Genomic DNA, 22565 nt, shown 5'->3' on the forward strand with positions numbered 1-22565 from the left:
GCGGAACGGCCAGCCGGAGCCGTCTGGGCGGCGCTCCAGTCACGCAGAGGAGCCGGGCTACCAGCCCGGTCACGCGGATGAGCAGTCGTACTCGGCCGGCCGTGCGGATGAGTCTGGCCGGCGGGCACGTCCGGAGCCTGGCCCGTCGTCGCAGGATGAAGGTGCGCCGCGTCCTCCGCGGCCGCGTCGTTCGACGTCGGCTTTGCCGGTTCCGGAACCTCCTTCGCAGCGTCACGCTCCGGCTCCCACGGGCCCGGGGGCAACCGGTCCGCGTCCCGGCCGCCGCCGTGCTCAGCCGGATGCGCCGCAGCCGCCCGCGGTCCAGTCCACGGGTTCCCACGCGGCCCCGCCGGACCACGACGCCTCGGACCAACCTGGTTACGACCAGCCCGGCTTCGGCCTCAACGGCTCGGCTCCCCAGCCCAACCACGGCTCGCCCGCCCCCCAGCCAGGCCGCCCCCGAACCGCCGCGACTCCGCTCCCGAACGGGCTCCCCCCAGCCGACCGCGCCCGCCCGCCCCGCAACGGCACCCCGAACGGCGCACCCCCCTTCGACCGCGGCCTCCCCGGCCCCGACGGCACCGCCCCCGACGAACGCGGCATGCCCGGCCTCAACGGCACGCCCTCCGCCGACCGCAACATGCCCGGCCCGAACGGCAAACCGCCCACCGACCGCGGCATGCCAGGGCCGAACGGGCCGTCAGCTGCCGAGCGCGGCATGCCCGGTCCCAACGGCGGGTCACCAGCCGACCGTGGAATGCCTGGCACCAATGGCAAACCGTTCCCCGATCGCGGGCCTGGCCCGAACGGACCGTCCACCCCCGGCCGCGGTTTCCCCAGCGCCAACGGCAAACCCCTTGCCCAGCGCGGCATGCCCGGCCCCGACGGCCCGGCGCCCGATGAGCGCGGCATGCCCCTCGGCGGTCCCGGCGGGAACGAGCGTTCACGCAAGGGACTGGGCGACCGGGCCATGCCGCCCGCGATGGATCGCGGGAAGGGCAAGACCGGTGAGCGGACCACGCTCGCACCGGCCGTCGGTGGTCTGGACCTGCCGAACGGGCTGCCCGGATCCGAACGCCCCGGCCCCAACGGCAAGCCCGGTCCCAACGGCAGCCCCGCCGACCGCCCAGGCCCCAACGGCAACCCAGCCGACCGCACCCAGCTCACCTCCGCAGTCAACCCAGCCGACGCCAACGGCCGCCCTCGCTCCCGGCGCACCCCGATGCGGCCGAAGAACGGCGCCCCGCCCCGGTCGGAACTCGATCCGCTCACCATGACGGACGAGATGGAAGCCATCGACGAGGCGACGCAGTCCCGTCGGAAGATCGACCACACGCTCGCCCGGTTCTCCGCGGCCCACGATGAGATGCAGGCGGAAGAGGCGAAGCGCCGGGAGCGACGGGAGTGGCTTACCGCGCGGCCGGTGGCGTTGCTGGAGCAGACGCGCACCGCGCTGCAACGCGTTGTCATGCCCAGCGACAAGCCCGAGAGCGCCGAAGCCGAGAACGATGCCGACAAGGCGCCGCAGACGCGGTTGCAGGAGAAGAAGCAGCGGCACAACGAGCGGGCCTTGCGCATCGGCCGGATCTCGCTGATCGTGTTGGCCTCGCTGGTTTTCCTCGCCACCGGCGGCGCTTGGGGCGCGGTCAACTGGTTCGACGCCAAGTTCACCCAGGTCGCCGCGCTGGACGAGAACTCGTCCGACATCCAGAACGCCGCCGCGCAGGCCAATGACGAGAACTTCCTGATGGTCGGCTCCGACAGCCGCGACGGCGCGTCCGCCGAGGAGAACGTCGGCAGTGCGGACAACGTCCCCGGCGCGCGCTCCGACACCGTGATGGTCGCGCACGTGCCCGCCGACCGGAAGCGCGTGGTCGTCGTCTCCTTCCCGCGCGACCTCGAGATCAGCCGCCCGGACTGCAACCGCTGGGACCCGGCCAAGTCCGCCACCACCGACGAAGTGGTGAAGGGGCAACCGATCGCGAAGCTGAACACCGCGTTCGGCGTGGGCGGGCCGCAGTGCATGACGAAGGTGATCCAGAAGCTCACCGGCCTGCGGATCAACCACTTCGTCGGGATCGACTTCAACGGCTTCAAGGCGATGGTCGACGCGGTGCACGGCGTCACCATCAACAACCCGTCGCCCATCGACGACACGGTGCTCGGCAAGGTCCTGCTGGAGACCGGCAACGTCACCATCTCCGGCGACCAGGCGCTGAGCTACGTGCGCGCCCGGCACGTCAAGGGCGACCCGACGTCCGACTACGGCCGGATCAAGCGGCAGCAGCAGTTCATCGGCGCGCTGCTCAAGAAAGTCATGTCCTCGGACGTCGTGCTGGACCCGAGCAAGCTGTCGAGTTTCATCACCGCGTTCGCCGGGGCCACCTTCGGCGACAACCTCGGCGTGCAGCAGATGATGACGCTCGCGCAGTCCATGCGCGGCCTCGACCCGTCGAAGATCAACTTCATGACCGTGCCCACCACCGGCACCGCCAACAAGCGCGGCAACGAGGTGCTGGTCAAGTCCAAGACCGACGAGCTGTTCACCGCCCTGCGCGACAACACCCCGCTGCCCGGCGACAAGCCAGTCGGGCCCTCGCAGACGGCCGCGGAAGCCGGCAATCCCAGCTCCTCCCAGACGTCCTCGAACGGCTCTTCGGCCGGCAATGACAAGAAGGCCGGCAACTCGGGCTGACCAGCGGGATTCGTTAGGCCGGGTTCACTTCGGGTTCACCCGGCGATGCGGTGTTCGGACAGTCCGCACCGTAGGGTTGGGCCCATGCGTGAGGCCTACCATGTCGAACTCGACCAGCTCGCCGTCAATCTGGCGGCCATGTCGGTGCAGGTCGCCGATGCGATGGAGCGTGCGACCCAGGCGTTGCTCGAGGTCGACCTCGGGCTCGCGGAGCAGGTGATCAGCGACGACCAGAAGGTCGACGACGCGCGCGCCGAGTGCGAGGAGCAGGCGTACGCGCTGCTCGCGCTCCAGGCCCCGGTCGCCACCGACCTGCGGACCGTGCTGGCCGCGATCCACGCCGCGGAAAGCCTGGAGCGGATGGGCGACCTCGCCCTGCACGTCGCCAAGGCCGCGCGGCGCCGCCACCCCGAGCCGGTGCTGCCGGACTCTGTCAAGCCGGACTTCGCCGAGATGGGCCGCGCCGCGGTCAAGCTGGCGCGCCAGGCCGAGGTGGTCATCAAGACCAAGGACGTCGACGCCGCCAAGGACCTCGAGGCCGAGGACGACCAGGTCGACGACATCCACCGTCACCTGTTCACCGTCCTGATGGACCGCGACTGGCCGTACAGCGTCGCCGCCGCGGTGGACGTCACCCTGCTGGGCCGCTTCTACGAGCGTTACGCCGACCACGCGGTTTCCGTGGCCAAGCGGATGATCTTCGTGGTCACCGGCCGCATGCCGGGCTACGGGACGGACGAAGACCTCAACCTCTGAGGTACCAGGGGTCACCAAAGGCCGTCACGAGGGTACGAGCCCTCCTGGCGGCCTTTGGCATGTCACCGTCAAAACCCCCGAAGGACAGCGAAAAACGGCTCCTCCGTCCACTGAGGACAGAGGAGCCGTTCGACGGTCCGCGGCAGTGAAGCTCAGCCGAAGCGGCCCGAGATGTAGTCCTCGGTCGCCTTCTCGTCCGGGTTGGAGAAGATCTTCTCCGTGTCGTTCAGCTCGACCAGCCGGCCGGGCTGGCCGACGCCGGCGAGGTTGAAGAACGCCGTCTGGTCCGAAACCCGCGCGGCCTGCTGCATGTTGTGCGTCACGATGACAATCGTGTACTCCTTCTTCAGCTCGCCGATCAGGTCCTCGATCGCGAGTGTGGAGATGGGGTCGAGCGCGGAGCACGGCTCGTCCATCAGGAGCACGTCCGGCTGCACCGCGATGGCGCGCGCGATGCACAGCCGCTGCTGCTGGCCGCCGGAAAGGCCGCCGCCCGGCTTGTTCAGCCGGTCCTTGACCTCGTTCCACAGGTTGGCCCCGCGCAGCGCGCGCTCGGCGATCTCGTCGAGCTGCTTGCGGTTGCTGGTGCCGCCCAGGCGCAGGCCGGCCACCACGTTGTCCTTGATGGACATCGTGGGGAACGGGTTCGGGCGCTGGAACACCATGCCGATCGTGCGGCGCACCGAGACCGGGTCCACCGAGGACGAGTAGATGTCCTCGCCGTCGAGCAGCACCTCACCCTCGACCCGGGCGCCCGGAATGACCTCGTGCATCCGGTTCAGCGTGCGCAGCACGGTCGACTTGCCGCAGCCGGACGGCCCGATGAACGCGGTGACGTTGCGCGGCGGCACCTGGAGGGTGACGCCGTCCACGGCATGGAACTTGCCGTAGTAGATGTCTACGTCCTTGACGTCGATTCGCTTGGCCATGACTCACTTCTTCTTCGGGGCGACGATGCGGGAGATCAGGGTGGCGAGCAGGTTGATCACGGCGATGATCAGCACCAGGGTCAGTGCCGCGCCCCAGATCCGGTCGAAGCCGACGCTGCCGGGGTCCATCGAGTTCGTGACGCGCTCGTTGTTCATCACCAGCGGCAGGGCGGCCTGCTCCCCGCTGAAGATGTTCCAGTGCACGAAGGACGAGTAGCCCACGAGCACCAGCAGCGGCGCCGTTTCGCCCATCACCCGGGCGAGCGCCATCATGATGCCGCCGATGATGCCGGACATCGCCGTCGGCAGCACGATCTTCATGATCGTCTTCCACTTCGGCACGCCCAGCGCGTAGGAGGCTTCGCGCAGGTCGTCCGGCACGATCCGGAGCATCTCCTCCGACGAGCGGACGACCACCGGGATCATCAGCAGCACCAGCGCGAGCGACACGGCGAAACCGCTGCGCGGCAGGCCGAGCGTGGTGATCCACAGCGCGTAGATGAACAGTGCGGCCACAATGGACGGGACACCGGACAGGATGTCCACCATGAACGTGGTGGCCGTGGCGAGCTTCCCGCGGCCGTACTCGACCAGGTAGATCGCCACCAGCATGCCGATCGGCACGGCGATGATCGCGCACACCAGGCCCTGCAGCAGGGTGCCGATGATGGCGTGCAGCACGCCGCCGCCGACCTCGTCGCTCAGCACCGAGCCGAAGTCCTGCGTCCACCAGTTCGAGTAGGGCAGGCGCTTGATGCCGTTGACGATCACCGTGTAGAGCACCCACACCAGCGGGATCACGGCGATCAGGAACGACAGCCACACCAACGTGGTGGCGATGCCGTTCTTCAGCTTCCGGGCCGCGCTCACCTGCTGGAAGGCGGGCGCGGTGGCGGGGCGTTCGAGCGTGGTCGACATGCTCAGTCCCCCTTCTTGCCGATGATGGACCGGGCGGCGAAGTTGACCAGGAAGGTCAGCACGAACAGCACCAGGCCGGCCGCGATGTACGCGCCGGCCGAGGTCGCGTTGTTGAATTCGCTGTAGTTGGCGGCGATCTTCGAGGCGAAGGTCGCGCCGCCGTCGAACACGCTCCAGTCGAAGTTGCGGCCGACCGGGATCAGCAGGATCACCGCGAGGGCGATCGTCTCGCCGAGCGCGCGGCCGAGGCCGAGCATCGACGCGCCGATGTAACCCGCCTTGCCGAACGGCAGCACCGTGGTGCGGATGACTTCCCAGCGCGTGGCGCCGAGCGCCAGCGCGCCCTCGATGTGCGTGGTCGGCGTGCGCTCGAAGACCTCGCGCGAAAGCGAGGTGATGATCGGCAGGATCATCACGGCGAGCACGATGCCCGCGGTGAAGATCGTGCCGCGCACGCTGGGCGCGACGTTGCCCGGCGCGAAGATCGGGATCCACGAGAACGTGCTGTTCACCCACTGCGAGAACGGCTCGATCGCGGGCGCGAACACCAGGATGCCCCACAGCCCGAAGATGATCGACGGGACCGCCGCGAGCAGGTCGATGATGTACGCGAACGGGCGGGCCAGCCGCTTCGGCGCGTACTGCGTGAGGAACAGCGCGATGCCGAGCGAAACGGGCATCGCGATAACCAGCGCGACCAGCGAGGTCGCCACGGTGACCTCGAGCAGGTCGAGGATGCCGAACGACATGTTCGCCGGGTCGTTGGTGGACCACCCGTGGTTGAACAGGAAGTTCGCCTTGTCGGCCCGCAACGCCGGAATGGCCTGCACGATCAGGAAGATCCCGATCAGCGCGATCAGCGCGACGATTAACAGGCCGGCACCGGTGGTCAGGTTCTGGAAGATGCGGTCACCGGGCCGCACCTTCTTCGGCTTGGTGCTCGCGGGCGGCGCCTCGGGCGCCGGCGCGGCTGGTGTGTCCGAAATCGGATCCTCCGGTAACGCTCGGGCGGACGACGAACGCCCACCGGGGTCGCCGGTGGGCGTTCGCTTCGAGGATGACTCGCTCATCGACTGTGACTTGTCCAGTCTTGTCTTGATTCTTCGCTAGCGAGCGTAGGTCAGGAAATGGCCTTGATGGCGGTCAGCACCTTGTCCTGCAGGCTCTGCGGGATCGGCACGTAACCCTTGCTGGACAGCTGCTGCTGACCGGTGGTCGCGGCAGTGTTCAGGAACGCCTTGATCGCCTTGGCGGTGTCCGGGCTCGAGTACTTCGAGCAGACGATCTCGTACGTGGTCAGCAGCAGCGGGTACGCACCCGGCACGTTGCTGGCGTAGATGCCGTTGAGGTCCAGCGCGAGGTCGTTCGTGCCATCGTGCAGGAACTTGGCCGAGTCCAGGGACTTCGCCACGTTCTGCGCGGACAGCTCGACGCCGCCGGAGCCGCTGTCGATCAGGGCCGGCGTGATGCCGTCCTTGGCGAACGCGCCCTCGACGTAGGTGATGGCGCCGTCAGCGGCCTTGACCGCGGTCGCGACGCCGTTCGAGCCCGACGCGCCGTTGCCGACCCCGCCGTTGAACTTCTTGCCCGCGCCCTGGGTCCAGACGCCCTTGGCGGCCGCGCCGAGGTACTTCTGGAAGTTGTCGGTGGTGCCGGACTCGTCCGAGCGCGAGACGACCTGGATCGGCTTGTCCGGGAACGTGCTGGACTCGTTGCCCTTGATCGCCTTGATCGCCGGGTCGTTCCAGTTCTTGATGCCGCCGTTGAAGATCTTCGCGATCACGGTCGGGGTCAGGGTCAGCTTGTCGACGCCCTGGAGCTTGTAGGCGACCGCGACCGGGCCGACCACCATCGGGATGTTCCACGCCGGGGAGGCGCAGCGCTTGGTCGCGGCGTCGAGGTCGGCGCCGGTGATCGGCGAGTCCGAGCCGCCGAAGTCGACCTGGTTGCCGTTGAACTGCTTGACGCCCGCGCCGGAACCGCTCGCGGTGTAGTTGACCTGCTGGCCACTGCACTGCTTGCCGTAGGCCAGGGTGAACACGTCGATGGCGTTCTTCTGCGCCGTCGAGCCCTCGCCCGAGAGCGGGCTCTTGCCGCCACAGTCGATCTGCGCAGTGCCGGACGCGGCAGGCGCAGCGGGCGAGCTGGCGCTGCTGTTGCTCGCCGCGGGGTCGGAGCCACAGGCGGCGAGCAGGAACGCGCTCGCCGCGATGCCCACGGCGCCCAAGGGCCGCATGATCTTCACTGCATTTCCTCCACTGCCGTATCTCACTGAGAGAGACTTCGCCGGATGGCACGCTTTGCGGCGTGCCGGATCCGGACATTAGGCAGCCTCGGTGGACGGTCCCCCTTGTCCAGTTGAACGCGAGGTGAACAAGGCGCCGTTTGTGAGCAGGGCGACTACTCCGAACGGGGGTCGTGTCCCGGCCGTGACCTGCAAGTACGCAAAACGTGACAGAGCGTGCGCCGGGTGGACCGCAGTGACTACTTACCGTACTGAACGTCGGTTTCGAAACGAGTAAACCCCAGCTTGCCGTACACCGCCAGGGCCGGGGCGTTGTCGCCCTCGACGTACAGGATCACCTGGCGTAGTCCCCGGCCACGCAGATATCGGAGCCCGGCGAGGGTCAGCGCCTTGCCCAAGCCGCCACCCTGCGTAGCCGGGTTAACTCCGACGACGTAAACCTCGCCGACCGGTTCGCCGCCGAACCGGCCGGGCACCGGCTCGTGCACCTTCGTCCAGTGGAAGCCGACCACCTCGCCGTCGGCGTTCTCCGCGAGGAAGAAGCCCGCGGGGTCGAACCAGCCCTGCCGTTCCTCGTCGAGCAGGTCCTCGACGGTCAGCGCGCCCTGCTCGGGGTGCCAGTCGAAGGCGCTCGCGTTGACGTCGATCATCGCCTGTTCGTCTTGGCCCGGCACAAAAGTGCGCAGCTTGACGCCCTCGCGCAGCACGGGCTCCGGCCAGTCGGCGCCCTCGACCTCGACGTGCAGGATCAGAAGTTCACGTCGCCGCTCCAGCCCCAGCTTCGTGGCGACGGCGGCCGCTCCGGGATGGTCGCCGTGGGACCAGACGCGGTAGCCCACCGCGGCCCGCTCGTCCAGGGCGCGCGCCAACGCCGTGCCGAAGCCGTGACGCCGGCGCTCCGGGTGCACGACAAGTTCGGCGACCTGGCGGCCGTAGGAGTCTCCTTCGGTATCCAGATGGACGTACCCGACCGCCTGCTGCGAAGCGGCTTCGCGCGCGAGCAAGTGCAGCCCGCCTTCGAACTCGCGCGGCAGCGGCCCGGACTCGGCGACCTCGGGCCGCCCGTCCGCCGCCTTCGCGGCGAGCAGGATCGCGCGGATCGCTTCGACGTCGGGTTCGTTCGTCCAGTCAGCCGGCTCCATGGGAGCCAGCCTAGTTGGGACTCGTCAGTGTTCGCGCCGGTTAGAACCGTCATAGCCACTCACGAGTCCTGGTTGTCAGCGGGGCGAAAGCTCCGGCGTCTCAACCGGTGCCGCCGGCTGCTCGACCATGGCCGGCGGCGGCTTGACGGCCGGGCCGCCACCGGACTTCGCCGGGCGCTCGAACTTGTAGCCGACGTTGCGCACGGTGCCGATCATCTGCTCGTGCTCGGGGCCGAGCTTCGCGCGCAGCCGCCGCACGTGGACGTCCACCGTGCGCGTGCCGCCGAAGAAGTCGTAGCCCCAGACCTCCTGCAGCAGCTGGGCGCGGGTGAAGACGCGGCCCGCGTGCTGCGCGAGGTACTTGAGCAGCTCGAACTCCTTGTACGTGAGCTCCAGCGTGCGGCGGCGCAGGCGTGCGGTGTACGTGGCCTCGTCGATCACCAGCTCGCCGACCCGCAGCTCGGCGTCCACCTGCGCGGAGCTGCCGTCGCGGGTGGTGACCAGGCGCAGCCGGGCGTCCACCTCGGCCGGGCCGGCGGTCGGCAGCAGGATGTCGTCGGTGCGCCATTCCGCGCTCACCGCGACCAGCCCGCCCTCGCCCACCACGGCGATGATCGGGGTGGTCGCCTCGTCCTCGCCCGCGCCCTTGAGCAGCCGGCAGAGGCTCTTCGCGGACGCGAGGTCGGTGCGCGCGTCGAGCAGGATGACGTCCCGGTGGCCGGCGTCCAGCAACGCGGTCACCTCGGGTGCCCGAACGCGTACGGTGTGGGGAAGCAAGTCCAGCGCGGGCAGCACCGAGGTGGGGTCGGCTTCCGCAGTCAGTACGAGAAGGTCCAGGCTCATGAGCCGCACCGCCTTCACAAAGTCGTCGCCTCGAACGTGGCTTCGGTCGGTGCTAAGTGAGAATAGCGGGTGAACACCCCGGCACCTAGCCCGTGCTGGATCGATCACACCTGGGCAAACAACCGGGGTGCGTCCCGACCCCCGACCGACAGGAGAACCGACGCGATGGTGAGCAGGCCCGTGACGCGGGATGACCGACCGGCTCAGCGGCCGGACAGCCGGCGTCGTGGACGGCGCGTCCGCCGCTGGGTGATCGTGCTCGGCGTCATCGTGATCGTGCTGGTCGGAGCGGATTTCGGCGCGGCCGCGTACGCCGAGCACACGATCTCCCAGAAGGCCCGCGACCAGCTCGGCCTGACCGACGACCCGTCGGTGAACATCCACGGTTTCCCGTTCCTGACGCAGGCCCTCGGCGGTGACTACAGTCACATCAGCGTCTCGGCCGACGGGGTCCCGGTCGGCAACGACCTGCGCGACCTCGGCGTGAGCGCGGAGCTCGAGAACGTGACCGCGCCGCTGTCCGACCTCACCGCGGGCAACATGAGCGCGGTCAAGATCGGCAAGCTCACCGGCGCCGTGACCATCAAGGCGTCCGACATCGCGCACATCTCGCCGCTGGACAAGGTGCAGAACCTCAAGATCGACCAGTCCACCCTGAACTACGTCAAGTACGGCGACACCGACCAGGGCAAGCAGCCCGACCCGACGACGACCAACGCCAACGGCGAGCAGCAGGACGGCGACACGGCCGGGATCCGGCTCTCGGCCAACGTCCAGATCGCCGGCCAGAAGGTGGAGCTGTTCTGCTTCGCGCTGATCGAGCTGAAGGGCAAGACCATTTCGATCGTGCCCAACCGGCTGCAGTTCGGGAATGACCACGACACCACCGTCGTTCCAGCCGCAGTGCAGAAGGCCTTGCTGCCGAACTTCCGCGCCTCGATCGACACGTCCCAGCTGCCGCTGTCGGTAACGCCGACCGCGGTGCGCGTGGACAGCGGCTCGGTCACCATCAAGGGCGAAGCCGACAACGTGAGCTTCGCGGACCTGACGACGAACAAGGGGTGAGCACCCGGTGACCGGAGTCTGGGTACTGCTGGGAACGCTGGTGGTCGCCGTCGTCGCGGGCCTGTTGCTGAAGGCACGCAACGGCCGCGTCCGTTCCGCGAAACCGGCCGCCACCCCCCGCCCCCTGCCCGCTCCGGTCGCCGACGCGCTAGACCCGGCGTCCGCCGTGACACTGGTCCAGATCTCGACCACCTTCTGCGCCCCGTGCCGGCACACCCGCGTGATCCTCTCCGCCCTGGCCGAGAAGACCGACGGCCTACACCACGTCGACCTCGACGTCACAGAACAACCCGAGGTCGCCCAGGCCCTTTCGGTCCTCCGCACGCCCACCACCCTGGCCCTGACCCCGGACGGCCGCGAGCTACTACGCGTCGGCGGCGTCCCGAAGGCCCCGGAGCTGCTGGCCGCCCTGCACCCCCATCTCACCGGCATCGACGCCCGCTAGTTCGGTCCTGCCCGTCACCGCACGGCGCCCCTCCCAACCGGATGTCCTGCTCTTCCCCGCCGTCCTCGCCCCTGCCGCCCCTAAGACACTCGAAGGCGAGGAAAGCCGCCGGTAACCACTGCTTTTTGAACCCGCGCCAGCCAGCAGAACGCGAGTACCTTCACCCCATGATCCCTGGCCCCCAGCCGGACTTAGCCGAGATCGAAGCGCACTTCGCCGCACTCCTCGATGGCCGAATAACCCGCGACACGGCCGACCGGTGGGCCGCCCGATGGCTGACGGACGACAGCCTCTCGTGGGATGACCTGAGCCTGTGGGCGTTGGACCTACTCCACGGAATCGACCTGCGCGACGGCCCCGACGGCAACTACCTCCACGACGACAGCCAAGTGCGGACCTGGCTGGTCGAGCTAAGAAGTCGACGCGCCCACTGACTTGCTGCTTTCACCGGCAGTCACCTTTGGTGACCCCTTGCCCCCCAGTCAAGACGTCTCGGCGAGCCAGCAGCACACCAACCCCACCCCAGTTCAACGCCTTGATTCCCACCCCCCGAGACGCGTCCCAAGGAATGAACGTTGTTCCCACCCCCAGGGAGCGTGGGTACTCTCGGCGGCGTGGACAAGCTGCCCATCACCCTCCTGACGCAGCGGCGCGCAGTTGACCTGTGCCGCGTGCGCAGCAGCTTGTGTCCGGGTTTGCCCGCCCCGCGCTAAAGCACGTCTCGCGCCGGGGCCGTTGCCCGAGGAAAATCCCTCCGCAGCGTGCCGTTCGCACGTCTTCGCCCAGCCCCAGCAGGAGGAACCATGGCCGCCGGACCAGCTGTCGACCCGCGTGGACCGCGTTTTGCCGCGATCGTGACCACGGTGGTGCTCGCCGTGGTGCTCGTGACCCAGTGGTGGCCGCTGCTCGCTGTGCAGACGGTGGTGTTCGCGATCGGCGCGTTCGTCGGGTTGAAGCCGGCGCCGTACTCGATCCTGTACCGCACGCTGGTGGCGCCGCGGCTGGGCCCGACGAGCGAGCGTGAGGACGCGGCGCCGCTGCGGTTCGCGCAGGCCGTCGGGTTCGTGTTCGCGCTCGTCGGCACGATCGGCTTCGTCACCGGCGCGACCACCCTCGGCATCGTGGCGACGGCGTTCGCGCTGTTCGCCGCCTTCCTCAACGCCGCGTTCAACTTCTGCCTCGGCTGCGAGATGTTCTTGCTCCTCAAGCGTTTCAGCCCCAGTCCGCGCGCGTCCTGAACCACCCACCCCAGAAAGAGAGTTCGCTCCATGAGCCGTGAAGACGTCCTGGTCACCACCCAGTGGGCCGAGGAGAACCTGGACACCCCCGGCGTGGTGTTCGCCGAGGTCGACGAGGACACCACCGCCTACGACGCCGGGCACATCCGCGGCGCGGTGAAGCTCGACTGGCGCAACGACCTGCAGGACAAGGTCCGCCGCGACTTCGTCGGCAAGGAAGACTTCGAGAAGCTCCTTGCGGAGAAGGGCATCTCGAGCAACGACCGCGTGATCCTCTACGGCGGCAACAACAACTGGTTCGCCGCGTACGCGTACTGGTACTTCAAGCTCTACGGCCACGAGAACGTGCAGCTGCTCGACGGCGGCCGCAAGAAGTGGGAGCTGGACGGCCGCGAGCTGAACTCCGACGAGGTCAAGCGCGAGGCCGCCGAGTACAAGGCGCAGGACCCGGACACCTCGATCCGCGCGTTCCGCGACGAGGTCGTGCAGTCGATCGGCGCGAAGAACTACGTGGACGTGCGCTCGCCGGACGAGTTCGCCGGCAAGCTGCTCGCCCCGGCGCACCTCCCGCAGGAGGTCGCGCAGGTGCCGGGTCACATCCCGGGCGCGCTGAACGTGCCGTGGGCCAAGGTCGCCAACGAGGACGGCACCTTCAAGTCCGAGGACGAGATCAAGGAGCTGTACGCCGACGCGGGCATCGACGAGTCGAAGGCCACCATCGCGTACTGCCGGATCGGCGAGCGCTCGTCCATCGCCTGGTTCGCGCTGCACGAGCTGCTGGGCTACGGCGACGTGAAGAACTACGACGGTTCGTGGACCGAATACGGCTCGCTGGTCGGCGTGCCGGTCGAGTTGGGAGCGAAATAATGGGAGCAACTCCGGACGACGGCTGCGGCGCCCCCACCCAGGAGGCCACCCCCGCCGACTTCGACACCAAGGGCCAGGTCGTGCTCGCCGGCAAGGTGACCGGCAGCGCCGGCCCGGTCGGCGGCGCGTTCGTGCGCCTGCTCGACGGCGGCGGCGACTTCACCGGCGAGGTCGTTTCCTCGGCCGACGGCGACTTCCGCTTCTACGCGGCGCCGGGCGACTGGACCATCCGCGCCCTGCACCGCACCGGCAACGGCGAGGCCACCGTCACGGCGGAGGGCCCCGGCCTGCACCAGCTGGCGATCTCGGTCGCCTGACGCTTTTCGCAAGCTTTCGCAAGTCCGTCAAGGCCTCCTTACCCGCGTCCGACGCGGGTAAGGAGGCCTTGACGGTGTTCTGACGCGCCATTCTCGGGTTGACCTCAAGCCGAGTTGAGGAGCCAAGCTCCCCGGGTGACGCAGACGGAAACGGTTGCCAAGAGACCCGTACTGATCCTCGCCCTGTTCCTCGGCAGCTTCATGGCGATGCTGGACGTGAGCGTGGTCAGCGTCGCGCTGCCCGCCATCCAGCGGGACTTGCACACCGGGTTCACGGACCTGCAGTGGATCGTCGACGGCTACACGGTCGCGATCGCCGCGGCGATCCTCACCGGCGGCACGCTCGGCGACCGCTACGGCCGCAAGCTCGTTTACCTGACCGGGCTGGCCGTGTTCACGCTCGCCTCAGTGGCCTGCGGGCTGGCGCCGACGCTCGGCCTGCTCGTCGCCGCGCGCGTGGTGCAGGGCGCGGCGGGCGCGACCGTCATCCCGCTCTCGATCGCCCTGCTCGCGCACGCGTTCCCGGACCCGCGTGAGCGCGCGAAGATGATGGGCTGGTGGGGCCTGGTCGTCGGTTCCGCGCTGGTGCTCGGGCCGCTGGCCGGCGGGCCGCTGACGGACGCGTTCGGCTGGTCCGCGATCTTCCTGGTGAACGCGCCGCTCGGCGTCGTCGCCGTGCTCGCGGGGCGCCGGGGCATCACCGAGTCCGCCGACCCGGCCCACGGCGCGCTGGACCTGGCCGGGCAGGTGCTGGGCGCGGCATGGATCGGCGGGCTGGTCTACGCGGTGATCGCGGGCGACCTCGTCGTCGGATTGGTCGCGGTGCTGGCGCTGGCCGCGTTTGTCGTCGTCGAGTTGCGCGCGCCGCACCCGATGCTGCCGATCCGGCTGTTCGCGCGGGCCCGGTTCTCGGTGTCGACGCTGGGGTCGTTCGTGATCGGCTTCGCGGCCTATCCGGTGCCGGTGCTGATCGCGCTGTACCTCCAGCAGGGGCGCGGGGTCTCGGCGACCGTCGCCGGCACGCAGATGCTGCCGTACGTGCTGGCCAACGTCGTCGCGGCGTTCTGCGCCGGGCGACTGGCCGCCCGCTTCGGCGCGGCCCGGGTGCTGCCGGTGGGCCTGTTCGTCGCCACGCTCGGCGGATTCGCGTTCCTGGTGCTGGACGTGACGAGCCCGTACTGGCTGCTCGTGCCGGTCTTCGCGGTGGCCGGCTTCGGCGTCGGTGTCCATCACGCCCACCAACATCGTCGGCCTCGCGGGCCTGCCGGGCGACCGCGTGGGCATCGCGTCGGCGACCGTGAACGCGGCCCGCCAGACCGGCACCGCGCTCGGGGTCGCCGCGCTGGGCGCCCTGCTCTCACACGGCTCGACGTTCAGCGCCGGGCTGCACGCCGCGATGGCCGTGGCGGGCGCGACGCTGCTGGTGGTGACCGTCCTCACCGCGGTGACCCTGCGCAGGGCCGGATGAGCGGACCGGGACTATTCTGCTTCGCGTGGAGACCCTGTTTACGATCCTGCTGGCCTTGGCGGCCGTCGCCATCGTGTGGTTCGCCTGCTACGTCGTCTACCGGCTGTACGCCGACCAGCGCTGACTTATGACATCCAGTGGCGACGAAGCCATCGCGGCCGCCGAAGAGCGGGCCGCGAGCACCCGCACGCGCAATCTGCCGGCCTGGGACGACCTGCCGATCCCGAACGACACGGCGAACCTGCGTGAGGGCCCGGACCTGAACGAGGCCTGCCTGGCGCTGCTACCGCTGGTCGGCGTGTGGCGCGGCGAAGGCGAGATCGACTACCCGACGATCGACGGCCCCCGCAAGTTCGCGCAGCAGCTCACCGTCGCGCACGACGGCCGGCCGTTCCTCTACCACGAGGCGCGTTCCTGGCTGCTGAACGAGGACGGCTCGATCCTCCGCCCGGCCGCCCGCGAGACCGGTTTCTGGCGCCCGCAGGAGGACGACACCCTCGAGCTGCTGCTCACGCACAGCTCCGGGATCGTCGAGCTGTACTACGGCAAGCCGCTGAACCAGACGTCCTGGGAACTGGGCACGGACGCGGTCATCCGCACCGCCACCGCGAAGGACGTCACCGGCGCGAAGCGGCTGTACGGCCTGATCAACGGCGACCTCGGCTACGTCGAGGAGCGCGCGATGGTCGGCCAGGAAATGCAGCCGCACGCTTCGGCGCTGCTGCACCGCGTCGCCGGCTGAGGTCGGCGACGCCGTGCGCTGGCGGCGGTACGGCGAGCAGGCCGCCCTGCTCGACTGCGATTCGCTCAACCAGATGAGCGCCGCGCGCGCCACGGTCGAGGCCGCCGCGATCCCGGGGGTCATCGAGCTGGTGCCCGGCGCGCGGAGCCTGCTGGTGGTCGCCGAGCCGCCGGTGCTCGACCGCGTGCGCACACTGCTCGACGGCGCCGACTTGGCTCACCCGCCGTCCGGCTCACCGCGCGAGGTGACCCTTGACGTCCACTACGACGGCGAAGACCTGGCCATGGTCGCGTGCGACGCCGGACTGTCCGAAAAGGACGTTGTCGGGCTCCACACCGGCGCCGTCTACACGGTCGCGTTCACCGGTTTCGCGCCCGGATTCGGTTACCTGACCGGGCTTCCCGCCGCGCTGCGGCAGCCGCGCCTGGAATCGCCGCGCACCCGCGTGCCGGCCGGCGCGGTGGGCGTGGCCGGGGAGTTCACCGGCGTGTACCCGCGCGCGTCGCCCGGGGGCTGGCGGCTGCTGGGGCACACGTCGGCGACGCTGTTCGACCCGGCCATGGACCCGCCCGCGCTGTTCGCGCCCGGTGACCGCGTCCGGTTCCGGAGCGTGTGATGCGCGCGCTGGAAGTCCTCACGACGGGCGCGCTCGCCCTGGTCCAAGACCTCGGCCGGCCGGGGTACGCGCACCTCGGCGTGCCACCTTCGGGCGCGCTGGACATCGGCGCGCTGCGGCTGGCGAACCGGCTTGCCGGAAATCCCGAGGGCGCCGCCGGAATCGAGACGGTGCTGGGCGGGCTTTCGGTGCGCGCGACCGCGTCGTGCACCGTCGCGGTGACCGGGCCGGTGGTCGCGGTGACCGTGGACGGGCGGGACGCCGGGTCCCACGCCGCCGTCACCCTGCGCGCCGGGCAGACGCTGACGATCGGCACCCCGGCCCGCGGGTTACGTTGTTATCTGGCGGTTTCCGGCGGTATCAACGTCCCGGCCGAGCTGGGCAGCCGGTCTCGCGACGTGCTGTCCGGGATCGGCCCGGAGCCGCTCACACCCGGCACGAAAGTCCCGCTCGGCACGGTGACCGGCGTGCCGGAAGGGGCCGACGTGGTCGTCGCGCCGCCTTCGCCGGACCGGCTGATCGTCCCGGTCACGCTCGGCCCGCGTGACGACTGGCTGGCCGACGCCGCCGCCCTCGACGTGTGGTGGACGGTGACGGCGGAGTCCAACCGCGTCGGCCTCCGGATCGACGGGCCGCCGCTGCGCCGCGAGCGCACCGGGGAGCTGCCCAGCGAGGGCGTCCTGACCGGCGCCGTCCAGGTGCCGCCGAACGGCCTGCCGGTCGTCTTCCTCGCCGATCACCCGACCACGGGCGGTTACCCGGTGGTTGCGATGGTGAGACGAGGGTCACTCGACGCGCTCGCGCAGGCCCGTCCTGGAACCCAGGTGCGGCTCCACCCGTCCTGATAGCTGTGGAACAGGTAACGGTCACAGGCGGTAAGGGCTTCCTGGCGCCGGATGCCGGGGCGGCCGGCACCGACGAGGTCCGTCAAGGCCTCCTTACCCGCGTCGGACGCGGTGAAGGAGGCCTTGAGGGACCTTGGCCAGGAGGCAGGACGCAGGAGCGGTCCCGGCCCGTTCCCGAGTTGTCCCAGTCGCTCCGGATCGCGCTGGCCACCGGCCAGCTGCGGCGCCCGCTCGCCGAAACCCTGCGTGAGCTGCTCGACCTGCTGGTCGACGGCCGTTACCAGGTCAGCGGCCCCGAGCGGCGGCCCGGCGACGACCTGGTCGCCACCACCGGCTGGCCGCCCGCCGACGAGGCCAGAGTCGCCTACTACCGGACCGCCATCCGCTCCGGCCACCGCCCGGTGGCCGTGGTGCTCGCCGGCGCCCGCGCGCTGATCGTCGACGGGCACCACAAGATCGCGGCCTACCGCGCGGAGGGCGTGACCGCCTCAGTCGTGCAGATCAGCCCGGCTCAGTACTCCGACTCGTAGGCCGCGACCAGCTCACGGTGCAGGGCGGCCGAGTCCGGCAGCGCCGCGCCGTCGAGCGTGTGCACGCGGGTGACCAGCCGGACCGAGGACGCCAGGAACACCCCGTCGGCCGTGGTCAGGTCGTCGGCCGTGATCGGCTCGACCTTGATCGTCCAGCCGGCCTTCTCCGCGCCGCGGAACAACGCGTACTGCGTGGTGCCGGGCAGGATGCCGATGTTCGACGGCGGGGTGTACAGCGTGCGGCCCTTCGCCACGACGACCGTTGACGTCGGGCCCTCCAGCACCGAGCCGTCGGCAGCGGTGAAGATCACATCCTGAGCCCCGCGGCGGGCCGCCTCGCGCAGCGCCGCCATGTTCACGGCGTACGACACGGTCTTCGCGCCCAGCAGCAGCCACGGCGCGCGCTCGGCGACGTCCGGGCCGAAGCCACGCTCCAGCAACACCGCGGCGACGCCTTCGGCGCGAGCGCGCTGGACCTTCTCGTCGATCTCCAGGCCGATCGCGAACGCCGTCGGCACGCCGGCCGGATCGCCGTCGATTCCCCTGGTGTACACCAGTTTCAGGGCGATCTCACGGCCACCGGTCCAGTTGTCGATGACCGACCGCGCCGCTCGTTCGAAGCCCTCGAGGTCCGGCGCCGGCAGCTCCAGCATGGCGGCGGAGCGGGCCAGGCGGTCGAGGTGCGGACGCAGCTCACGCGGCTTCTTGTCCGCCACGAGAATCGTCTCGAACACCCCGTCCCCCCGCAGCAGTCCGAGGTCGTCGACCCGGATGTGGGCGGCGTCGGGGTCGGCCAGAGTTCCGTCGAGGAAGGCGAGAACGCGCATGCCCACACCGTAGTACCAGCGCGACCGGCCGCGGCACGGCCGTTGAGGCGGTGGCGGGGAGTAAAGCGGAGCTAGTCTTGTGCTTATGCCGTATCGCTCGCCGTTGCTGGAAGCCCCCCGCGCGATCGCCCCGCCCGAAGGCCACCCGGAATCGGGCGTGCCCTGGCACTGGGGTGACCCGTTCGCCGAGCAGCGCACGGCCGCCCGCGGCGTGGTCGTGATCGACCGTTCACATCGCGAGGTGCTGGCCGTCACCGGCGAGGAACGCCTGTCCTGGCTGCACCTGGTGATCTCCCAGCACGTGACGGAGCTGGCCGAAGGCACCGGCACCGAGGCGCTGGTGCTGGACAGCCAGGGCCACATCGACACCCACTTCGTGCTGGCGCACCTCGACGGCACCGTCTGGATCGACAGCGACCCCGGCGCCAGCGCGACCAGCGCGCTGCCCAAGGGCGGCCGGCAAACGCTGCTCGAGTACTTCGAGGCGATGAAGTTCTGGTCGAAGGTCGAAATCCGCGACGCGACAACGGAACTGGCGCTGCTCACCGTGCTCGGCCCGGACGCCGAGCGGGTGCTGAGCGCGGCCGGCGCCGAGGTCGGGCCCGCGCCGTACACCGTGACCGCGTTGCCCGGCGGCGGTTTCGCGCGCCGGATGCCGTGGCCGGCACGGTCCAGTGTGGACCTCGCCGTGCCGCGCGAGCAGCTGGCCGACTGGTGGCGGCGGCTCACCGACGCGGGCGCGCGCCCGGCCGGCAGCTGGGCCTTCGACGCGCTGCGCGTGGAATCGCTGCACCCGCGCCTCGGCACGGACACCGACGAGCGCTCGATCCCGCACGAGCTGGGCTGGGTCGGCTCCGCCGCGCACGTCGCGAAGGGCTGCTACCGCGGCCAGGAGACCGTTTCGAAGGTGCACAACGTCGGCCGCCCGCCGCGCTACCTCGCGCTGCTGCACCTCGACGGCTCACCCGAGATCACCCCCGAGACGGGTGATCCGGTGCGGCTGGGCGAACGCGTGGTCGGCCGCGTCGGCAGTGTTGTTCAGCACCATGAGCTGGGGCCGATCGCGCTGGCGCTGGTGAAACGTTCCACCCCGGCGGGCGCGGAGCTGCTGGCCGGCGCCGAAGACCGGGTGGTCCAGGCCACCGTCGACCCCGACTCGGTGCCCGGAGAGCACGCCGCCCCTGGTCGCGAGGCCGCATCGAGGCTTCGGGGCTGAAGTGAACTCGACGGTAGCGTTGTCGGGGAATCTAGAGCAGGATGTGCCCGTGATCGAAGTTCGTCCCGGCGGGCGAAGGCGGATCGACCGCGTCCTCGCCCCGGGATACCTCACCGGCCTCGGCGACCTGCCGCTTCCGGTGCTGCGCGAACGCAGGGACGAGGCCGCGCAGGAAGAAACCGACCTCTCCTACCTGCGGCGGCTGCTCCACGCCCGGATCGACATCGTGCGCGCCGAGCAGCAGCGCCGTACTTCCGGCGGCGAGAGCAGCATCGTCGACCAGCTCGCCACCATCCTCGCCGACAACGCGATCGGCCCGGCCAAAGGCTCCGGCCGGCACCAGGGGCTCGAGCCCTCGCGTGCCGGTGACCACCGCCGGCACGCCGAAGCCCTGATCGGCGACACCGACCTGACCGACGTCGGCTCGCTGTCCGAGAGCAAGCTCGCCTCCGCATTGGACACCTACGCCACGGAGGAGACGTCCGTTTCGACGTTCCGCCGCCAGGTGCAGGGGGTGATGGACGCGCTCAACGCCGAGATCGCCGCCCGCTACCAGCGTGGCGCCGCGACCGTCGACGAGCTGCTGGATTCCGAGCGCGGCCGCTCCGACACCAACGGCGGCGCGGGCTCCGGCAAGTGACCAACCCGGTACTGGTCGAGGTCGTCCGCTCCGGGTTCACCGAAAGCGTGCACCGCGGCTCCGTGGTGGTCACCGCCCCGGACGGCACGGTGCTGCTGGCCACCGGCGACGTCACGAGCCCGATGTTCCCCCGCTCGTCGAACAAACCGCTGCAGGCCGTCGGGATGCTCCACTCCGGACTGACCTACGACGGCGCCGACCTGGCGCTGGCCTGCGGCTCCCACTCCGGCGAGCCCGGCCACGTCGAGCGGGTCGCGGCGATGCTGGCGGCCGCGGGCCTGGACGAGTCCGCGCTGGCCTGCCCGCCCGCGTACCCGCTGCACGAGCCTTCGATGCACGCAGCGGCCGGCCCGTTGCGCGTCACGATGAACTGCTCCGGCAAGCACGCGGCGATGCTCGCCACCTGCGTCGCGGCAGGCTGGCCGACGGACGGTTACGAGGACCCCGCGCACCCGCTGCAGAAGGCGATCGCGGACGCCGTGGTCTCGCTGACCGGCGAGCCGATCACCGCCACCGGCGTGGACGGCTGCGGCGCCCCGCTGTTCGCCTTCTCCCTGACCGGCCTGGCCCGCTCCTTCGGCCGCCTGACGCAGGCCGACCCGGGCTCGGACGAGCGCCGCGTGGCCGACGCGATGCGCGCGCACCCGTGGCTCGTCGGCGGCACGGACCGCGAGGACACCGTCGCGATGAAGGCCGTCCCTGGCCTGCTGTCGAAGGTCGGCGCCGAGGCGGTCTGGGCCATGGCGCTGCCGGACGGCACGGCGCTCGCGCTGAAACTGGACGACGGCACCAAGCGCGGCTGTGCCCCGCTGGGCGTGGCCGTGCTGCGTCACCTCGGCGTGGACGTCTCCGAGCTGGCTGACCTGGCGGCCCCCGCCGTGCTGGGCGGCGGCCGGGAAGTCGGCCGGCTGAAGGTCAGTTGGAGTGCTCCCTAGCCGCCAGATCGCCCCAGAACTCGCGGAGCTCCGAGAACAGCTCGGCCAGCTCCTCGACGTTGCCGGTGCGCAGGGCGTCCAGGATGTCGTGCACCTCTTCGGCCGTGGTGTCGGAGTCGAGGATCGAGTCGGCGAACAGCTGGACCAGGCCGCCGTAATCGAGTTCGACGACCGAATTCGGGTTGAAGCTCTCCAGCCACTGCCGGGTCTGCGACAGCACCCGCGCGGGGCCGGACTCGCCGAACGCGGCCTCGATCAGCTCGCTCGCCTCGCCGGCGCGGTCCAGCGCGTCGGACATCGACACCCGCCAGGACAGCTCGCGCGTCGGGTCGTTCGGGCCGGAGCCGAGCACCAGCCGCCGCTCGTCCGGGTCGACCAGGACGAACCACGGCAACGGCACCGTCCAGGTCGTGGTCAGGGTGTGCGCGGCCATCGTGGTCAGGTCGGCCATCGCGGCCTTCGTGCGGGACCGGGCGCGGTCGGCGGAGACCCCGCCGGCGTCGAGCACCGCGTTCTTCAACGCCGGGTGCGCGTCGCCGAGGAAGGTCACCAGCGCGGCGGCCGAGCGGGCCCGCAGCTCGAGCGGGCAGACGAACGGGCCCTCCACCGGGTGCCCGGACGGCAGCTCCTCGGGACCGAGCACCAGCACGTCGTTGAGCAGGCTGGGCGACGGTCGCCCGTCGGACAGCTCGGCGGGCAGCAGCCGGGACGGCGCAGCGACCTGTGACTTGAGCCACATGTGCTGCTCTCGTTCGCCGATGGCGGCACGGCGCAGCTTCGCCGCGGCCACGGCTTCGCGCAGCCGCTCGTCCGGCGGGTCACCCAAGGCGAGCAGGGGTTCGTACACCCGCAGATAGGCCACGAAGGGACGGAGCACCAGTGCATCGTGGCACGCCCACCTGCGCCGATCCCCACCGACAGGCCGGTAACCGGCGTCCGGCGGACACTGTCGCGACCGGCACACCGTGCCACGTCGCATCGACCCCCCTGGACACGGTACGGTGTGACCAGGAAACAACTGTCGAGACGATGCGGGGCCGCCGATTCCCCCGGCCGCCCCGCCCCTGTGCGAGGGGGTCGAGCCATGGGGCGCGGCCGGGCTAAGGCCAAGCAGACGAAGGTGGCGCGCGAGCTCAAGTACAGCTCTCACGAAACCGATTTCGATGCTTTGCAGCGCGAGCTGTCGAGTAGTTCCTCGGAGAACAGCCACGAGGACGACAAACAGTACGAAGACCCGTACGACGACGGGTACGACGAATACCGTCGTTGAGCAGGCATGACGCGCG

General features: G+C 70.3%; 25 protein-coding genes. 17 read left to right on the forward strand and 8 right to left on the reverse strand.

Annotation, left to right across the window (positions count from 1 at the left end; genetic code table 11):
• Window positions 1–601: 601 nt before the first annotated feature.
• Both OG371_RS13520 and phoU read left to right on the forward strand, forming a co-directional pair.
• Window positions 602–2695, forward strand: coding sequence for an LCP family glycopolymer transferase (locus OG371_RS13520; protein ID WP_329069086.1), 2094 nt, complete (start codon window positions 602–604; stop codon window positions 2693–2695).
• Window positions 2696–2779: 84 nt separating this feature from the next.
• A complete protein-coding gene (phoU, locus tag OG371_RS13525; protein WP_329069088.1) occupies window positions 2780–3451 on the forward strand; it encodes a phosphate signaling complex protein PhoU in 672 nt (223 codons plus the stop codon).
• A 152-nt stretch (window positions 3452–3603) separates the two neighbouring features.
• On the opposite strand, the gene pstB is transcribed toward phoU, so the two are convergent.
• From pstB to OG371_RS13555, 6 genes are all read right to left on the reverse strand, one after another.
• Window positions 3604–4380 (reverse strand): phosphate ABC transporter ATP-binding protein PstB, encoded by a 777-nt coding sequence (gene pstB / locus OG371_RS13530; RefSeq protein WP_329069090.1) that lies wholly within the window; start codon window positions 4378–4380, stop codon window positions 3604–3606.
• Between the two features lie 3 nt (window positions 4381–4383).
• Entirely contained in the window at window positions 4384–5298 is a 915-nt protein-coding gene (gene pstA, locus OG371_RS13535; protein ID WP_329069093.1) for a phosphate ABC transporter permease PstA, read from the reverse strand.
• Between the two features lie 2 nt (window positions 5299–5300).
• Window positions 5301–6221, reverse strand: a complete 921-nt coding sequence (gene pstC / locus OG371_RS13540; RefSeq protein ID WP_329073038.1) for a phosphate ABC transporter permease subunit PstC — start codon at window positions 6219–6221, stop codon at window positions 5301–5303.
• A gap of 197 nt (window positions 6222–6418) precedes the next feature.
• Window positions 6419–7543, reverse strand: a complete 1125-nt coding sequence (gene pstS / locus OG371_RS13545; protein ID WP_329069095.1) for a phosphate ABC transporter substrate-binding protein PstS — start codon at window positions 7541–7543, stop codon at window positions 6419–6421.
• A 239-nt stretch (window positions 7544–7782) separates the two neighbouring features.
• Window positions 7783–8685 (reverse strand): mycothiol synthase, encoded by a 903-nt coding sequence (mshD, locus tag OG371_RS13550; RefSeq protein WP_329069097.1) that lies wholly within the window; start codon window positions 8683–8685, stop codon window positions 7783–7785.
• A 75-nt stretch (window positions 8686–8760) separates the two neighbouring features.
• Complete coding sequence (locus OG371_RS13555; protein ID WP_329069098.1) at window positions 8761–9528, reverse strand: winged helix-turn-helix transcriptional regulator; 768 nt, start codon at window positions 9526–9528, stop codon at window positions 8761–8763.
• A 165-nt stretch (window positions 9529–9693) separates the two neighbouring features.
• Here OG371_RS13555 and OG371_RS13560 point away from each other — a divergent pair, with 165 nt between their 5' ends.
• The 11 genes from OG371_RS13560 (at window position 9694) to OG371_RS13610 (ending at window position 17661) form a co-directional block, all read left to right on the forward strand.
• Window positions 9694–10593 (forward strand): LmeA family phospholipid-binding protein, encoded by a 900-nt coding sequence (locus tag OG371_RS13560; protein ID WP_329069100.1) that lies wholly within the window; start codon window positions 9694–9696, stop codon window positions 10591–10593.
• Window positions 10594–10600: 7 nt separating this feature from the next.
• Entirely contained in the window at window positions 10601–11038 is a 438-nt protein-coding gene (locus tag OG371_RS13565; RefSeq protein ID WP_329069102.1) for a TlpA family protein disulfide reductase, read from the forward strand.
• A 167-nt stretch (window positions 11039–11205) separates the two neighbouring features.
• Window positions 11206–11472, forward strand: coding sequence for a hypothetical protein (locus OG371_RS13570; RefSeq protein WP_329069104.1), 267 nt, complete (start codon window positions 11206–11208; stop codon window positions 11470–11472).
• A gap of 369 nt (window positions 11473–11841) precedes the next feature.
• The gene (locus tag OG371_RS13575; protein ID WP_329069106.1) at window positions 11842–12276 is read left to right on the forward strand and encodes a DUF4395 domain-containing protein; all 435 of its coding nucleotides are present in this window, start codon (window positions 11842–11844) and stop codon (window positions 12274–12276) included.
• Between the two features lie 30 nt (window positions 12277–12306).
• Window positions 12307–13143, forward strand: a complete 837-nt coding sequence (locus OG371_RS13580; RefSeq protein ID WP_329069108.1) for a sulfurtransferase — start codon at window positions 12307–12309, stop codon at window positions 13141–13143.
• Window positions 13143–13460, forward strand: coding sequence for a DUF1416 domain-containing protein (locus OG371_RS13585; RefSeq protein ID WP_328605175.1), 318 nt, complete (start codon window positions 13143–13145; stop codon window positions 13458–13460). Before OG371_RS13580 ends, OG371_RS13585 begins: the two co-directional genes overlap by 1 nt.
• Before the next feature lie 135 nt (window positions 13461–13595).
• Window positions 13596–15059: an MFS transporter gene (locus tag OG371_RS13590; RefSeq protein ID WP_329069111.1), complete on the forward strand. Its 1464-nt coding sequence runs from the start codon at window positions 13596–13598 to the stop codon at window positions 15057–15059.
• Window positions 15056–15670, forward strand: a complete 615-nt coding sequence (locus OG371_RS13595) for an FABP family protein (protein ID WP_329069113.1) — start codon at window positions 15056–15058, stop codon at window positions 15668–15670. Before OG371_RS13590 ends, OG371_RS13595 begins: the two co-directional genes overlap by 4 nt.
• 13 nt (window positions 15671–15683) lie before the next feature.
• Window positions 15684–16286 (forward strand): 5-oxoprolinase subunit PxpB, encoded by a 603-nt coding sequence (gene pxpB, locus OG371_RS13600; RefSeq protein WP_329069115.1) that lies wholly within the window; start codon window positions 15684–15686, stop codon window positions 16284–16286.
• The gene (locus OG371_RS13605; protein WP_329069117.1) at window positions 16286–17131 is read left to right on the forward strand and encodes a biotin-dependent carboxyltransferase family protein; all 846 of its coding nucleotides are present in this window, start codon (window positions 16286–16288) and stop codon (window positions 17129–17131) included. Before pxpB ends, OG371_RS13605 begins: the two co-directional genes overlap by 1 nt.
• A gap of 179 nt (window positions 17132–17310) precedes the next feature.
• Window positions 17311–17661: a hypothetical protein gene (locus tag OG371_RS13610; protein WP_329069119.1), complete on the forward strand. Its 351-nt coding sequence runs from the start codon at window positions 17311–17313 to the stop codon at window positions 17659–17661.
• Here OG371_RS13610 and OG371_RS13615 read toward each other — a convergent pair.
• A complete protein-coding gene (locus tag OG371_RS13615) occupies window positions 17643–18488 on the reverse strand; it encodes an aminodeoxychorismate lyase (RefSeq protein ID WP_329069121.1) in 846 nt (281 codons plus the stop codon). The two genes, OG371_RS13610 and OG371_RS13615, sit on opposite strands and share 19 nt — an antisense overlap.
• Before the next feature lie 85 nt (window positions 18489–18573).
• On the opposite strand from OG371_RS13615, the gene ygfZ reads away from it, so the two are divergent.
• From ygfZ to OG371_RS13630, 3 genes are read left to right on the forward strand one after another with little or no spacing between them, the layout of a single operon-like run.
• A complete protein-coding gene (gene ygfZ, locus OG371_RS13620; RefSeq protein WP_329069123.1) occupies window positions 18574–19704 on the forward strand; it encodes a CAF17-like 4Fe-4S cluster assembly/insertion protein YgfZ in 1131 nt (376 codons plus the stop codon).
• Between the two features lie 49 nt (window positions 19705–19753).
• Window positions 19754–20344, forward strand: coding sequence for an RsiG family protein (locus OG371_RS13625; protein ID WP_329069125.1), 591 nt, complete (start codon window positions 19754–19756; stop codon window positions 20342–20344).
• Entirely contained in the window at window positions 20341–21279 is a 939-nt protein-coding gene (locus tag OG371_RS13630) for an asparaginase (protein ID WP_329069127.1), read from the forward strand. Before OG371_RS13625 ends, OG371_RS13630 begins: the two co-directional genes overlap by 4 nt.
• On the opposite strand, the gene OG371_RS13635 is transcribed toward OG371_RS13630, so the two are convergent.
• Window positions 21260–22156, reverse strand: coding sequence for a hypothetical protein (locus OG371_RS13635; protein ID WP_329069128.1), 897 nt, complete (start codon window positions 22154–22156; stop codon window positions 21260–21262). The genes OG371_RS13630 and OG371_RS13635 overlap by 20 nt on opposite strands.
• Window positions 22157–22363: 207 nt before the next feature.
• Between OG371_RS13635 and OG371_RS13640 the strand changes: the two genes are divergently transcribed.
• Window positions 22364–22549 carry a DUF3073 domain-containing protein gene (locus OG371_RS13640; RefSeq protein ID WP_329069130.1) on the forward strand — a complete coding sequence of 62 codons (186 nt, stop codon included), beginning with the start codon at window positions 22364–22366 and terminating at the stop codon, window positions 22547–22549.
• The last annotated feature ends 16 nt before the right edge of the window (window positions 22550–22565 follow it).

The organism is Amycolatopsis sp. NBC_01480, assembly GCF_036227205.1.
Classification (GTDB): Bacteria; Actinomycetota; Actinomycetes; order Mycobacteriales; family Pseudonocardiaceae; genus Amycolatopsis.